Raw genomic sequence first — 14,092 nt, forward strand, 5'->3', positions numbered from 1 at the left:
CGGGAGCGCACCTTTCTTCCACGAGAGGTGAAACCGGCGGGCGACCCGGTGGAGAGCCGCCCGCCGGCGTATCAGGAGGCGTAGACCTCGAACTCGGAGAGCTGACCCGCCGGCCAGCCGGTGTTGCCGGTGAAGGTGAGCCGCAGGAACCGCTGGTTCGTGCTCACCGGGATGGTCACCGTGTTGCCGCTCGCCGGGTTGAACGTGTATCCGGCCGAGCTCTTCACGGTGCTGTAGGCGGATCCGTCACCGCTGCCCAGGACCGACAGGGTCTGGGTACGGGTGGCCCAGGCGGCCGGCGGCGGCAGTTTCAGGACGATCCGCGCGACCGGGCGGCTCTGCCCGAGGTCGACGGTGATCGACTGGGGGAACGCGTTGTTGGTGCTCTCCCAGTAGGTGCTCGCGTTGCCGTCGACCGCGTTGCCCGGTCCGTAGACGTCGGCCTGACCGGTCGCGGTCACCGGCCGTCCCGCCGCGAGGTTGCCGGCCGGGGGAGTGGTGGTCGGCGGGGTGGTCGGGGTGGTCGGGGTGGTGTTCCCGTATCGCGGAGCGGGCCACGGCCCGCAGTACGGGCCGGCCGTCTGCCAGCCCGAGTTCCCGCCGCCGTCGGTGATCGCCAGACCGGAGCCGACACAGCTGTAGGTCGGCGGATTCTGCGCGATCCCGCTCGCCCGGACGCCGGTGAACCGCGCGGTGACCGGGGCCTGCGCCTGGAGCGCGAAGGTGCCCGCGCCCGCGATGGTGACGTTGGTCAGGTTCAGCCCGGTGGTCTGGTTGCCGATCCACTGGATCGCCGCGTACGAGCTGTCCAGGATGTCGGTGTCGGTCACGTTGATGGTGGCGCCGGTGATCGCCCCCTGGTCCGGCCAGAACCACAGCGCCCCGATGCCGAAGTTCCAGTTGTAGTCGGAGTTGCCGGCCCGGATCAGGGTGTTGCGGGCCAGCGTCCAGGTGCCGGCCACCGCGGTCGGCCCGGTGACGCCCGGATAGCGGTTGCCGACGTGGATGCCGCCGCCGTTGGTCACCGACTCGCTGACCACGTTGTCGGTCATCACGATGTCCCGGCCGCCGTAGCTGACCAGGTGGTTCGCCAGGATCGGGGCGACGATGGTGTTGTGGGTGAACGCGTTGCCGACGTTCGGCGTGTTCTCCGCCCACATGGCCAGCGCGTCGTCACCGGTGTTGCGGACGAACGTGTTGGTGACCGTCGAGTTGGTGACGCCGATGTGGAAGTTCACGCCGTCGGCGGTCTGGTCCAGGATCCGGCTGTTGCGGATGGTGAACCGGTCCATCGGCCCGTCCATCCACGCGCCGACCTTGGTGTGCTGCATCCAGACGTTGTCGATCACCGAGTTCGACATGGCGCCGCCGAACGCGTTGACCTGATGCTCGTCGACCCGTTCCTGGATGTCGCCGATGATCGCCAGGTCCTTGACGGTCACGTTCTGGCTGGGACCGCCCTGGTTGGTGTACTTGCCGTAGATGCCGGCCGCCTGATCGCGCTGGGTGGGGTGCCGGCCGCCGAGCACGGTGTGCCAGGGACCCGCCCCGGCCAGCGTGACCCGGTCGACGATGACGTGGCTGTACAGGGTGAAGGCGCCCGGCGGGACGTAGACGACCCGGCCCGAGGCGGCGCCGGCGTTCACCGCCGCCTGGAACTTCGCGGTCGAGTCGGTGGCGCCGGTCGGGTCGGCGCCGTAGTCGGCCACCACGTCGATGGCGCCGGACGGCTTGCCGATCGGGTCCGGCACGTTCTCGAAGTCGGCCAGGTCGATGGTGAAACTCGGGGACAGGGCGGTCGACGCGACCTGGATCCGGATCTTCGTACCGGCCGGGTAGGTGGTCCCGAACAGGGTCCGGGCCTCGTCGTAGAAGTGGTGCGGCCGGCCGTCGGCGGGGTTGTTGGTGAACGGGTAGTAGCCGTAGTACCAGGCGTACTTCGAGGTCACCGGCACCGTCTTGATCAGCGTTGATCCGGTGCGCAGGTCGAGGGAGGCGGTCCGGCCGTCCGGGACGCTGTACCGGAAGGTGACCGCGTTGGCCGGTTTCGTGAGGGTGAACTCGACGTACTCACCCGCGGCGTCGAGGGTGATCGCCTCCCGGCCGGAGGCCTCCGACGAGAGCGTGCCGTAGGTGCGGTCGGTGCCGGTGGAGACGCCGTTGTGCGCCGCCTTCTCGGCCTCGAACTCGGTGAACGGCACGGTCGCGCCGCGCCCGGGTACGTCGAACGGGGAGAGCCCGGCGGCCTGCGCCGGGGTGGACTGCCAGGTCACCGCGGTGACGACGGCGGTCGCGAGGACGGCGGTCAGTGTTGCCAGTGGGACGGTTCGGTTGGCCATTTTCCCTTCCTTGGTGTGGCCAGCCCCCGAAGGGCGTCCCCGGCGGTGGATCCGGGAACGCCCGGTCGCCTTAGAGGCGCAGCCAGACCGCGGTGTCCCGGGGGAGTAGGTCACCGTCGAGCGGGCTGCTGGCGAGCAGGATGCTCCGGTGCGCAGGCAGGGACACCGGTGCGCCGGAGAGGTTGAGCACGCAGGCGAAATCCGTTCCGCGGGTCCAGGCGAGCACGTCCTCGCCGCGGTCCAGCCAGGCGAAGTCGTGGGCGATGAAGGTGCGCAGGCGGATCGCCGACCGGTAGAGCTCCAGCATCGAACGGGAGTCGCCGGTCTGGGCCTGGACGGTCCGGTCCTTCCACTCGGCCGGCTGGGGAAGCCACGGGGCGCCGGTGGTGAAGTCGTAGGGCGGCTCGTCGCCGGACCAGGGCATCGGTACGCGGCAGCCGTCGCGGGTGTGGCCGCGTCGCGCGTACATCGGATCTTGAATTTGATCGTGGGGAATCGCCTCGTTCTCCCAGAGGCCCAGCTCCTCACCCTGGTAGATGTAGGCCGAGCCGGGCAGCGCGAGGGTGAGCAGCGCGGCTGCCCGGGCCCGCCGGGTGCCCAGTTCCAGGTCGACCGGGGTGCCGTCCAGGTTGTTCTCGAAACTGAACGTGGTGTCGGCCCGGCCGTAGCGGGTCACGTGCCGGGTGACGTCGTGATTGGACAGCACCCAGGTGGGCGGGGCGCCGACGTGGGCGTGCGCTGCGAGGGTGCGGTCGACGCAGTCACGCATCAGCCGCGGATCCCAGGCACAGCCCAGGAAGTCGAAGTTGAACGCCGCGTGCAGCTCGTCCGGCCGCAGGTAGTTGGTGAACCGCTCGACGTCCGGCATCCACACCTCGCCGATCAGGGCGCGGTCGGCGTATTCGTCGGCGATCCGGCGCCACGACCGGTAGACGTCGTGCACCGCGTCCAGGTCGTGGAACGGGTGCGGCTGTCCCTCGACGACCTCGGGCAGCGCCGGATCCTTGAACAGCAGCGCCGCCGAGTCGATCCGGATGCCGTCGGCGCCCCGGTCGAACCAGAACCGCAAAATGCTCTCGAACTCGGCTCTGACGTCGGGATGCTCCCAGTTGAGGTCGGGCTGCTCCGGGGTGAACAGGTGCAGGTACCAGGTGTCGTCGTCGACCCGGGTCCAGGCGGTTCCGCCGAATTCGCCAACCCAGTTTGTAGGCATATTTTGGCTTTTACGAAACCAAAAGTAGTCTCGCTCTTTCGCCTCCGGATCGGCCAGGGCCGCCTTGAACCACGGATGCTCGCTGGAGATGTGGTTCGGGACGATGTCGACGATGATCCGGATGCCGGCCTCGTGCGCCTCCGTGATCAGCGCCTCCGCCTCGGCCAGCGAGCCGAAGACCGGATCGATGTCACGGAAGTCGGAGACGTCGTACCCGGCATCCGCCATCGGCGAGGGATACCACGGACTCATCCAGATCGCGTCGACGCCGAGGTCTCTCAGGTGACCGAGCCGGGCACGGATGCCGGCGATGTCACCGACCCCGTCACCGTCGCCATCGGCGAAACTGCGCGGATAGACCTGGTAAATCACCGCGTCACGCCACCACTGCATTGTCATCCCGTCATCCCTTGAGGCTGCCTGCGGTCAGGCCGGACATGATGTTGCGCTGGAAGATCAGGAAGATGACCACGGTCGGAAGCGCCGCGATGACCGACGCGGCGACCACCACGTTCTGCGGGGTGCCGGCCGCGAAGGCGTAGATGCCGACGCTGATCGTGCGGGTCTCCGGGTGCGGCATCACCAGCAGCGGCCAGAGGAAGTCCTTCCACACCGCGGTCACCGCGAAGATCGACACCACGCCGAGGATCGGCCGCGACATCGGCAGGATGATCGACCAGAGGGTACGCAGGGGCGTGGCCCCGTCCACGAAGGCGGCCGCCATGATCTCTTCCGGGATCGAGTCGAAGAATCGCTTGAGCAGGAAGATGTTGAAGGCGTTGGCGACCATCGGCAGCCAGATCGCGAACGGCGAGTCGATCAGGCTGAGGTCCAGCACCGGCAGATCGATCACGGTCTGGTACTGCGGGACGATCAGCACCATGGCCGGGATCATCAGGGTCGCCAGCATGGCGCCGAGGATCACGTTGCCGAAGGCCGGCCGCAGCTTGGACAGCGCGTACGCCGCCGCGGTGTCGAACACGAGCTGGAACAGCACCGCGCCGGCCGCGTAGTAGAACGTGTTGAACAGCAACTTCGCCAGATCCAGCTGGGTCCACGCGTCGACGTAGTTCTGCGGCTGCGGATCCCGCGGAAACAGCGTCGGCGGCGTCTGCGCGATCTCCTGGCCCGACTTGAGCGCGCCGGTGACCATCCAGTAGAGCGGCCCGAGGAAGACGAGGGTGAAGCCCACGACGACCACGGTCAGCAGCGTCCAGTAGATCACCCGGCCGCGGCCGCGCCGGAGTTGAGCGTGCGAGATGAGTGTCCGGGTCATGGTCAGTCCTTCGTGCTCAACCGCAGGTAGACGGCGGAGAACGCGGCCAGGACCACCAGCATGATCACACCGAGGGCCGCGGCGCCGTTCAGGTCGTTCTGGAAGAAGCCGTGCTGGTAGATCAGGTACGCCACGGAGGTCGCCGAGTCCTGCGTGCCGGCGCCGTTGGCCAGGATCAGCGGCTCGATGAACAGCTGCATGGTGGCGACGATCTGCATCATGGCGAGCAGCGCCAGGATCAGCCGGGTCTGCGGGATGGTGACGTGCCAGATCCGCTTCCAGACGCCGGCGCCGTCGAGCTCGGCGGCCTCGTACAGATCTCCGGAGATGTTCTGCAACGACGCCAGATAGATCAGCACCGCGCCGCCCATGTTCATCCATGTCGACGCGATCACCATTGCCGGCATCGTCATGGTCGGTGACTGCATCCACTCCGACGTCGGCAGATGCAGCCATGTCAGAACGGCGTTGAAGAGACCGGCCTCGCTCGGGTCGTACGCGTAGTACTTGAAGAGGAAGAGCGCCGACGCCGGCGGCAGCATGACCGGCAGGTAGACCAGCACCCGCAGGTAGCCCTTGGCGTGCCGGAACTCGTTCAGCACGATCGCCACGAAGAACGGCACCGCGAACCCGACGATCAGCGCCAGCCCGGTGAAGTAGAAGGTGTTCTTCCAGGCGATCCAGAAGCTCGGGTCGTCGATGATCCGGAGGTAGTTGTCCCAGCCCACCCAGGTGGTCACACCGCGACGGGTGCGCTGGAAGCTCATCACCAGCCCGCGGATCATCGGATACCACATGAAGAGGGCGAAGCAGAGGACCGCGCCGATCAGGAACGCGTGCCCGGTCAGGTTGTCGCGGATCTTGCGGCGACTCTTCGGGGAGACCCCCGCCTCGGCCTTCACCGGGGCGGGGGCAGTCATGACCGCCATGCTCAGCTACCGGCCGCCAGCAGCTGGTCGACCTTTTCCTCGGCGGTCTTGAGCAGCGTGTCGATGTTCGCGTTCGGGTCGGTCAGGACCCCGGACATCGCCGAGTCGAGGATCGCGTAGATCGCCTGCGCGTCCCGCGGCTCACCCACGATCGGGAGCTGCTTGTTCTCGAAGAGCGCGAAGTTCTCCACCGGCACGTTCGCGTTCGCCTTACGCAGGTCGAGCTCCTGCTTCTGCGCCTCGGTGCCCGGGGCGAACAGCAGCGGCTGCGGCAGGCCGACCGGGTAGTTCTGCGGCTTGGCCCGCACGTAGTCGAACTGGCCCTTGCCCGGCGTCAGCTTCTGGTAGGCGATCCACTTGAGGCCGGCCTCCACCTGCTCCTTGGTGAGGTCCTTCTTGAAGAAGTAGCCCTCGCCGCCGCCGAGCGTGCCCTTGCCCAGGTCGGTCTGGCCCGGCAGCGGGGCCACCGCCCAGTCCTCGAACTTGCCCTTGAACTGGCTGACGATCGCCTGGGTGGTGTCCGGCGCGCCGATGAACATGCCGACCTTGCCGGCCGCCGCGTTGGTCAGCAGGTCACCCCACTGCAGGAGCTGGCGGCTGCCCATGCTGTCGTCGCCGTACCGCATGTCCTTGAGGTTCTGCAGGACCTGCTTGCCCTCGGGGCTGTTGAAGGCGGCCTTCTTGCCGTCCTCGGACAGGATCCGGCCACCCTGGGAGTAGATCAGCGAGGTGAAGTGCCAGCCGCCGGTGTTGCCGGCGCTGTACTCCGCGTAACCGGCCACGCTCTTGTCGGTGGCGGCGATCTTCTTGGCCGCCTCCCGCACCTCGGGCCAGGTCTTCGGCGGGTTGTTGACGTCCAGGCCCGCCTTCTGGAACAGCGTCTTGTTGTAGACCAGGCCCATCGAGTAGTTCTTCACCGGTACGCCGTACAGCTTGCCGCCGTCGGTGAAGACCTCCTTGAGCGCCGGGTCGACGCTGTCCCAGGTCGAGACGGTGTCCTTGCTGACGTACGGCGTGATGTCCATGGCCTGGCCGGAGTCCAGCACCTGCTGGAGGTCGGTCATGTAGCCGTAGAAGACGTCGGTGGTGGTGCCACCGGCCAGGCGCGCGGTGAAGTCCGGCGGGTTGTTGCACTGCTGGCCGACGCTGATGCTCTTGATGACGATGTCGGGGTTCTGCTTCTGGAACTCGGCGACATCCGCGTTCCAGTTGTCGAGCAGCTCCTTCTGGGCGGCGACCGGCTGGCAGTCGACCGTGATGGTGACCTTGCCGGCGGCGTCCGAGCCGTCGTCGTCGCTCTTGGTGGAGCACGCCGTGAGGCTGAGCCCCAGGCCGGCCACGAGCGCGAGCGCCGCAACCTTCCGGTACTGCGGTACGGACATCTGTCCATCCCTTCGGGAACGGTCCTATATGGCCATCGCTGACCTGCGGGTTCTCGTAGTGAGTGGGGTCACTGTAACGAGGCGAGCATGTTGCCGCAAGGTTTCGATTTTCTACTGCAAAAATTCGACTGCCTTGCGGCTGGACCGGATCCCGGGCATCAAAAAGGCCGCCGACCAGTGGTCGACGGCCTTCGGAGAGGTGTTTTGTCAGTCTTTGGGGGCAGGTCCCGTCGAGCCCCGGACCACCAGCTCCGGCTCGAACAGCAGCTCGTCGGAGAACTCCCGGGCCTCGTCGATCTGGCTCACCAGCAGGTCCACGGCGGCCTGGCCCATCGTCTCGATCGGCTGCCGCACCGTGGTCAGCGGCGGATCGGTGCAGGTCATGAACGCGGAATCGTCGAAACCCACCACCGAGACGTCACCCGGCACCGACCGGCCCAGCCGTCGCGCCGCCCGGATCGCGCCCAGCGCCAGCACGTCACTGGCGCAGATGATGCCGGTCACCCCGCGCTCCACCAGCCGGGTCGCCGCCACCCGCGCCCCCTCCATGGAGAAACTGGACCGCTCGACCCGCGCCGCGGCGTCCTCCGCGCCGGCCACCTGGATCATCGCGGACAGCTTCCGCCGGGACGGGATGTGCCCCTCCGGGCCGAGCACCATGCCGATCCGCTCGTGGCCCAGAGAGCGCAGATGCCCGTACGCCTGCTCGACCGCCACCGCGTCGTCCGTCGACACCCGGGGAAAACCCAGCTCGTCGACGCCCGCGTTGACCAGCACCACCGGCAGGCCGCGCTCGGTCAGCCGCCGGTAGTGCTCGTGCGAGGCGTCGGCCAGCGCATACGACCCACCGGCGAAGATCACGCCGGAGACCTGGTGGTCCAGCAGCATCTCCACGTAATCCGACTCCGGCACGCCGCCGATCGTCCGCGCGCACAGGGCCGGGGTGAACCCGCGCTGCGCGAGCGAACCGGTCACCACCTCGGCCAGCGCGGGGAAGATCGGGTTCTGCAGCTCGGGCAGCACCAGGCCGACGAGCCGGGCCCGCTCGCCGCGCAGTTTGGTGGGCCGCTCGTAGCCCAGCACGTCCAGGGCGGTGAGCACCGACGTGCGGGTGGCCTCGGAGACGCCGCTGCGCCCGTTGAGCACCCGGCTGACGGTCGCCTCGCTGACCCCGGCCTTCTTAGCCACCTCGGCTAGACGTTTGGTCACGACGGAATCCTACGTCAGATCTTTGCAAAAACCGAACCGTCAGACGCGCCAATCTTGCATCCGTTTGCGATGCTGCTGGTTCTCCGGCGGTCCGGTTGCGAGCATATTTCACCCGGTGTCGCCGTGGACCGCCGCGTGAAGCGGTTAAGCCGTCGCTCTGCGCGACGTCGCGGTCGTCATCACTTTCAAACCCCTTTCCGGTACGGGGGAAGCCGCCCACAACCGCACGGCGGCCGTCGCGCCCGCGCCTGCCCACTCCGGGCCGTAGCGCGCCGCCAGCCGGCCAGTCGCTCTTCCCGGCCAGTCGCTCTTCCCGGCCAGTCGCTCTTCCCGGCCAGTCGCCCTCCCCGGCCTGCCCGCCCTCCCCGGCCTCCCCGGCGTGCCCGCCTTCCCCGGCCTCCCCGGCCTGTCCGCCTTCCCCGGCCTGTCCGCTTCCCCGGCCTGCCGCCTTCCCGGCCGGGGTCCTGCCTCGGCCTCGTTTTGGTCGTCGGGCTGTATTGGGAAAACGCTTCGCGGTTGGTGGGCGAGATGGGATGTTTTGCGGAGACCGGTAGAGAGGAGTCGCCACCACCATGTCCGACTGGGATCAGAACGACGGCTACTCCGGCGATCAGGGGGACCCGGCGTCCGCCTACGGCCAGAGCGACTGGTCGGCGCAGGACCGGCAGCGGGACTCGGTGCACCGGCTGGCCAACGTCAGCAACGACATGGCCACGGCCACGCAGGCGGCGGTGCACGCGGCCGAGACGGCGGTGCAGGTCATCCAGCGGCTCGAGGCCAGCAGCACGGAGATCGGCAAGGTGGTCCAGCTGATCGCGACCATCGCCAAACAGACGAACCTGCTGGCGCTGAACGCGACGATCGAGGCCGCCCGGGCCGGCGAGGCGGGCCGCGGGTTCGCCGTCGTGGCCAGCGAGGTCAAGGACCTGGCCAACGAGACGGCCACCGCCACCAGCGAGATCGGCACCCAGGTCGGCGGCATCCGGGCCGACACCCAGAACGCGGTGTCCGCCATCGAGGAGATGCAGGGGCTGATCGAGGAACTCGACCGTTGTCAGAAAGTGATCAGCGGCATCGTGATCGAGCAGCAGGCGGGCTGACCTGCGGCGACGCGGGACTGTGGATAACCTCCGGGGCCGCTCGCGGGCTGGGGGAGACTGGGGCGCATGGCTCGTAGATCCCCCAAGCCCCGGAATGCCTCCGCCGTGTGCCCGTGTGGGCGCCCGGCGTACGAGGAATGTTGTGGAAGCCTGCACGGCGGAAAGGCGGCGGCGGACCCGGAAGCGCTGATGCGCTCGCGCTTCAGCGCGTATGCGCTGGACCGGGCCGACTACGTGCTGGCGACGTGGCATCCACAGACGCGCCCGGCGACCCTGGACGCGGGTTCCGGCGTGCGATGGACCCGTCTCGAGGTGCTGGACCACAGCGGGGGCGGGGTCTTCGACGCGGAGGGGACGGTCGAGTTCCGCGCGCATTTCACCGATGGCGGGCGGGCCGGCGTGATGACGGAGAAGAGTCGATTCGTCAGGCACGACGGCCGTTGGGTGTACTGGGGGCCGCTGTGATCTCCTTGGGACCGGAGGTGGAGTGATGTCGGCACAGCGGCCGCTCGAGAACGGCATCGTCAGGGACTTCAAGGTCAATCTCTCGTATGGTGAGTACCTTCACCTCGACGGGATCCTGGGTTCGCAGCACCCGGTGAGCGTGCCCGAGCACCATGACGAGCTGCTCTTCATCGTTCAGCATCAGACATCCGAGCTGTGGCTGAAACTGATCATCCATGAGCTGCGGGCGGTGCAGGTCTACCTGGCCAAGGACGAGTTGCGCCCCGCGCTCAAGGGGCTCGCCCGGGTCAAGCACATCCAGCGCACCCTCACCGAGCAGTGGTCGGTGCTCGCCACCCTGACCCCGACGGAGTATGCGCAGTTCCGCAGCTTCCTCGGCACGTCGTCCGGGTTCCAGAGCTATCAGTACCGGGCGATCGAGTTCCTGCTCGGCAACAAGAACCGGGACATGCTGCCGGTCTTCGACGACCAGCCCGACGCGCGTGCCCTGCTGGAGGACGCGCTGGCCGGCCCGAGCGTCTACGACGAGTTCCTGCACTTCCTGGCCCGGCGCGGGCACGGCGTACCGGTCGGGATCCTGGAACGGGACGTCACCGAGGCATGGGAGTACCAGCCCGACCTGGTGCCCGTGTTCCAGCAGATCTACGAGAACGCCGAACACAACTGGGACGTCTACGAGGCCTGCGAGGAACTCGTCGACCTGGAGGAGAACTTCCAGTTGTGGCGGTTCCGGCACCTCAAGACCGTGGAACGGACGATCGGCTTCAAACGGGGCACCGGGGGATCCAGCGGGGTCGGCTTTCTGAAGGCCGCTCTCGATCTGACATTCTTCCCCGAGCTCTATGCCGTCCGTACCGAAATCGGAGTGCCCCGTTGACCGCTGACCTGCTCTCCCGTGCCGCCGACCGGGACGCGACCGACCCCCTCGCGTCGTACCGGGAGCAGTTCATCACCCCGCCGCCCGCCGAGCTGCTCTCCTACCTCGACGGCAACTCGCTGGGGCGGCCGCTGGAGGCGACCGCCCGGCTCGTCGACGAGTTCATCCGCGAACAGTGGGGCGGCCGGCTGATCCGCGGCTGGGACGAGGGCTGGCTGGAGTGGCCGCTCACCCTCGGCGACCGGCTCGGCTCGGTCGCCCTCGGCGCCGGCCCCGGCCAGGTGGTGATCGCCGACTCCACCACCGTGCTGATCTACAAGCTGGCCCGGGCCGCGGTGGACGCCCGGCCGGGCCGCCGCAAGGTGGTGCTGGACACCGACAACTTCCCCACCGACCGGTACGTGCTGGAGGGCATCGCCGCCGAACGCGACCTGGAACTCGTCTGGATCGAGACCGACCCGGCCACCGGCATCGACCCGGCACAGGTCGCCGGCGTGGTCGACGCGGACACCGCTCTGGTGCTGTTCAGCCACGTGGCGTACCGGTCGGGGTGGCTCGCCGACGTGGCCGAGATCAACCGGATCGCGCACGAGGCCGGCGCGCTGGCCATGTGGGACCTGTGCCATTCCGCCGGCTCGGTGCCGATCCAGCTGGACGAGTGGGGCGTCGACCTGGCGGTCGGGTGCACCTACAAGTACCTCAACGGCGGCCCGGGAGCGCCGGCCTTCGCCTACCTGCGGCAGGGCTTGCAGGGCGAGCTGCGGCAGCCGATCCAGGGCTGGATGGGACACCGGGCATCGTTCGAGATGGGCCCCGGCTACGAGGCGGCCACCGGGATCCGGGCGCTGCTCAGCGGCACCCCGCCGATCCTCGCCATGGTGCCGCTGCACGCCAACCTGGACATGCTCGCGGCCGCCGGAATCGACGCCGTCCGGACCAAGTCGCTGCTGCTCACCGACTTCGTCCTGGAGTTGGCCGACGAGTGGCTGACGCCGTACGGCGTCACTGTGACGAGCCCCCGCGAGCCCGGCCGGCGCGGCGGCCACGTGACGCTGCGACGGGCCGGTTTCCGCGAGTTCCTCGAGCCGCTGTGGGAGGGCGGGGTGATCCCCGACTACCGCCGCCCGGACGGCCTGCGCATCGGCCCGGCGCCGTTGAGCACCAGCTTCACCGAGGTCCACCAGGGCCTCGCCATGCTGCGCGACCTGCTGCGAAAGAACCTCCAGTGACCGAGCCCCACACCCCGGCCACCGATTCCACCGAGCCGGAGAACAATCCGGCGGCTTCGGTGGTCACAGCTCCCGTGCCGGAGGGTGATCTGGCGGGTTCGGTGGTTGCGGCTCCCGTGCCGGAGGGTGATCTGGCGGGTTCGGTGGTTGCGGCTCCCGTGCCGGAGGGTGATCTGGCGGGTTCGGTGGTCGCGGCTACCGCGCCGGAGGCGGATTCGGCATCGCCGGTGGTCGATTCCACCGCTTCGGAGGCCGGTTCGGCGTCGCCGGACAGTGAATGTGAGAAGCCCCCGACTGAGGCGGCCTGCTGCGGTTCGGCGGGCGGTTGCGGTTTGTCTGCGCTTCGTCGTAGCAGAGGTCCTCGACCTTCGGTGACCGTTGCCGAGGAGACCGAGATCCCGCCGGCTGCCGTCGCATCGGCTGTCGTTCCGCCGGCCGCCGACCCATCGGCGGCTCCGGAGTGGCTGGTGGCGGAGACCGTCTGGTGGGGTGGGCGGCTGCGCTCCGGGGTGGCCCTGCGGGTCGCGCCGGACGGGCGGGTGCGGCCGGTGCCCGCTGAACTCGCGCCGAGCGGTGACGGCACACGGCGCTTCCCGGGAACGCTGCTGCCGGGGCTGGTGGATGCGCACGTGCACTCGGCACTGGTCGACCTGGGCACGGTCCGGGCCGGGGGGATCGCCGAGGTGTGGGATCTCGGCGGTGTTCCCGAGAAGGTCGCCGCTCTCGCCGAGCGGTCCCGGAAACCGGACGCCGGCCTGCCACGTATCCGCTATGCCGGACCGTTCCTGACCGCTCCCGGCGGTTACCCGAGCGATCGGCCGTGGGCACCGGCGGGCAGTTGGCGAGAGATCTGCTCGGAGGCCGACGCCACCACGGCGGTGGCCGCGGCGCGATCCGCCGGCGCGAGCCTGATCAAGGTCACCGCACACACCGGCGGGCCGATGCCGTCCCCGGCCACGCTCGCCGCGCTGGTCGCCGCCGCGCGGTCCGCCGGGCTACCGGTGGTGGTGCACGCCGAGGGCGCCGGAACGGTGGCCGCCGCCCACGCGGCCGGCGCCGACATGCTCGCGCACACGCCCTGGACCGAGCGCATCGACGACGACCTGCTGCGTGCCTGCGCGCAGCGGATGACCTGGATCAGCACGCTGGACATCCATGGCTGGGGCGAACCCGACCCGGCATCCGAGATCGCCGTCGACAACCTCCGGCGCTTCCTGGAGTACGGCGGAAGCGTCCGCTACGGCACCGACCTGGGCAACGGCCCGCTCCCACCGGGCGTCAACATCCGGGAGATCCGGTTGCTGCTGTCGGCCGGCCTGACCCCGGACGGCGTCCTCACCGCGATGACCGAAACCGACAGCTCGACGATGTCCTGGATCCCAGGCGGCCTGAACCTGACCGATCTCCCGAACTCGCTGGCCACAGCCCGGGTGGTCGGCCCCGACGTCCACCCCCGAACTCTCTGACGAAAGCACCGCCGAGCCCCCGCCACCCACAGCGTTCCCAGCGTTCCAGCGTTCCAGCGTTCCAGCGTTCCGCGTTCCAGCGTTCCGGGTTCCCAGCGTTCTGCGTTCCTGCCGTTCTGCGCACCAGCGTTCCGCGTTCCCGCCAGCACGTTCCGCCCGGCGCGTTTTCGCGTGGCGAACGCATTCCCGCCCGGCGCATTCTCGCTGGCCGGCTCTCCACGCGATCTTGATCGATTGCCCACCGCCTCTGGTGGCAAATCGTCCAAGATCGAGTCGAGCTTGGTGGGTGTGCGCGAGGTTGTATGGGTCGTGGGCCGAGCCGCTCGTCGGGATCTTGAACGTTCGGCCACCTCGGGAGGTGGGGGATCGTTCAAGATCGGGTTGAGCTGGGTGTGCGCATGAGGTTCTGGGTGGTTGGGCGGGCCGCTCGGCGGGATCTTGAACGTTTGGCCACCTCGGGGGGTGGGGGATCGTTCAAGATCGGGTCGAGCTTGGTGGGTGTGCGTGAGGTTGTGTGGGTCGTGGGCCGGGCCGCTCGGCGGGATCTTGAACGATTGGCCACCTCGGGGGGTGGGGAATCGTTCAAGATCGCGCGGTGGGCTGCCGG

Annotated in this window: 11 protein-coding genes; 5 read left to right on the top strand and 6 right to left on the bottom strand. The window is 68.8% G+C overall.

Annotation, left to right across the window (positions count from 1 at the left end):
• Window positions 1-71: 71 nt before the first annotated feature.
• The 6 genes from J5X75_RS35470 to J5X75_RS35495 form a co-directional block, all read right to left on the bottom strand.
• Window positions 72-2,339: a discoidin domain-containing protein gene (locus tag J5X75_RS35470; RefSeq protein WP_208472009.1), complete on the bottom strand. Its 2,268-nt coding sequence runs from the start codon at window positions 2,337-2,339 to the stop codon at window positions 72-74.
• A gap of 70 nt (window positions 2,340-2,409) precedes the next feature.
• The gene (locus J5X75_RS35475) at window positions 2,410-3,951 is read right to left on the bottom strand and encodes an alpha-amylase family glycosyl hydrolase (RefSeq protein ID WP_238490530.1); all 1,542 of its coding nucleotides are present in this window, start codon (window positions 3,949-3,951) and stop codon (window positions 2,410-2,412) included.
• Between the two features lie 4 nt (window positions 3,952-3,955).
• Window positions 3,956-4,828 carry a carbohydrate ABC transporter permease gene (locus J5X75_RS35480; RefSeq protein WP_208472010.1) on the bottom strand — a complete coding sequence of 291 codons (873 nt, stop codon included), beginning with the start codon at window positions 4,826-4,828 and terminating at the stop codon, window positions 3,956-3,958.
• Window positions 4,829-4,830: 2 nt separating this feature from the next.
• Window positions 4,831-5,757: a carbohydrate ABC transporter permease gene (locus J5X75_RS35485; RefSeq protein WP_208472011.1), complete on the bottom strand. Its 927-nt coding sequence runs from the start codon at window positions 5,755-5,757 to the stop codon at window positions 4,831-4,833.
• Between the two features lie 2 nt (window positions 5,758-5,759).
• The gene (locus J5X75_RS35490; RefSeq protein WP_208472012.1) at window positions 5,760-7,139 is read right to left on the bottom strand and encodes an ABC transporter substrate-binding protein; all 1,380 of its coding nucleotides are present in this window, start codon (window positions 7,137-7,139) and stop codon (window positions 5,760-5,762) included.
• Window positions 7,140-7,346: 207 nt separating this feature from the next.
• Window positions 7,347-8,348, bottom strand: coding sequence for a LacI family DNA-binding transcriptional regulator (locus J5X75_RS35495; protein ID WP_188119111.1), 1,002 nt, complete (start codon window positions 8,346-8,348; stop codon window positions 7,347-7,349).
• Between the two features lie 572 nt (window positions 8,349-8,920).
• On the opposite strand from J5X75_RS35495, the gene J5X75_RS45705 reads away from it, so the two are divergent.
• The 5 genes from J5X75_RS45705 (at window position 8,921) to J5X75_RS35520 (ending at window position 13,485) form a co-directional block, all read left to right on the top strand.
• Window positions 8,921-9,448 (top strand): methyl-accepting chemotaxis protein, encoded by a 528-nt coding sequence (locus J5X75_RS45705; protein ID WP_208472013.1) that lies wholly within the window; start codon window positions 8,921-8,923, stop codon window positions 9,446-9,448.
• 105 nt (window positions 9,449-9,553) lie between these two features.
• Window positions 9,554-9,913, top strand: coding sequence for a YchJ family protein (locus J5X75_RS35505; RefSeq protein WP_307798479.1), 360 nt, complete (start codon window positions 9,554-9,556; stop codon window positions 9,911-9,913).
• A 25-nt stretch (window positions 9,914-9,938) separates the two neighbouring features.
• Entirely contained in the window at window positions 9,939-10,790 is an 852-nt protein-coding gene (locus J5X75_RS35510) for a tryptophan 2,3-dioxygenase (protein ID WP_208472015.1), read from the top strand.
• Entirely contained in the window at window positions 10,787-12,019 is a 1,233-nt protein-coding gene (kynU, locus tag J5X75_RS35515; RefSeq protein WP_208472016.1) for a kynureninase, read from the top strand. Before J5X75_RS35510 ends, kynU begins: the two co-directional genes overlap by 4 nt.
• Before the next feature lie 371 nt (window positions 12,020-12,390).
• On the top strand, window positions 12,391-13,485 hold the full coding sequence (locus J5X75_RS35520) for an amidohydrolase family protein (RefSeq protein ID WP_307798478.1): 1,095 nt from the start codon (window positions 12,391-12,393) through the stop codon (window positions 13,483-13,485).
• Window positions 13,486-14,092 lie beyond the last annotated feature (607 nt).

This window comes from Actinoplanes flavus, assembly GCF_017592555.1.
In the GTDB taxonomy this organism is placed as follows: Bacteria; Actinomycetota; Actinomycetes; order Mycobacteriales; family Micromonosporaceae; genus Actinoplanes; species Actinoplanes flavus.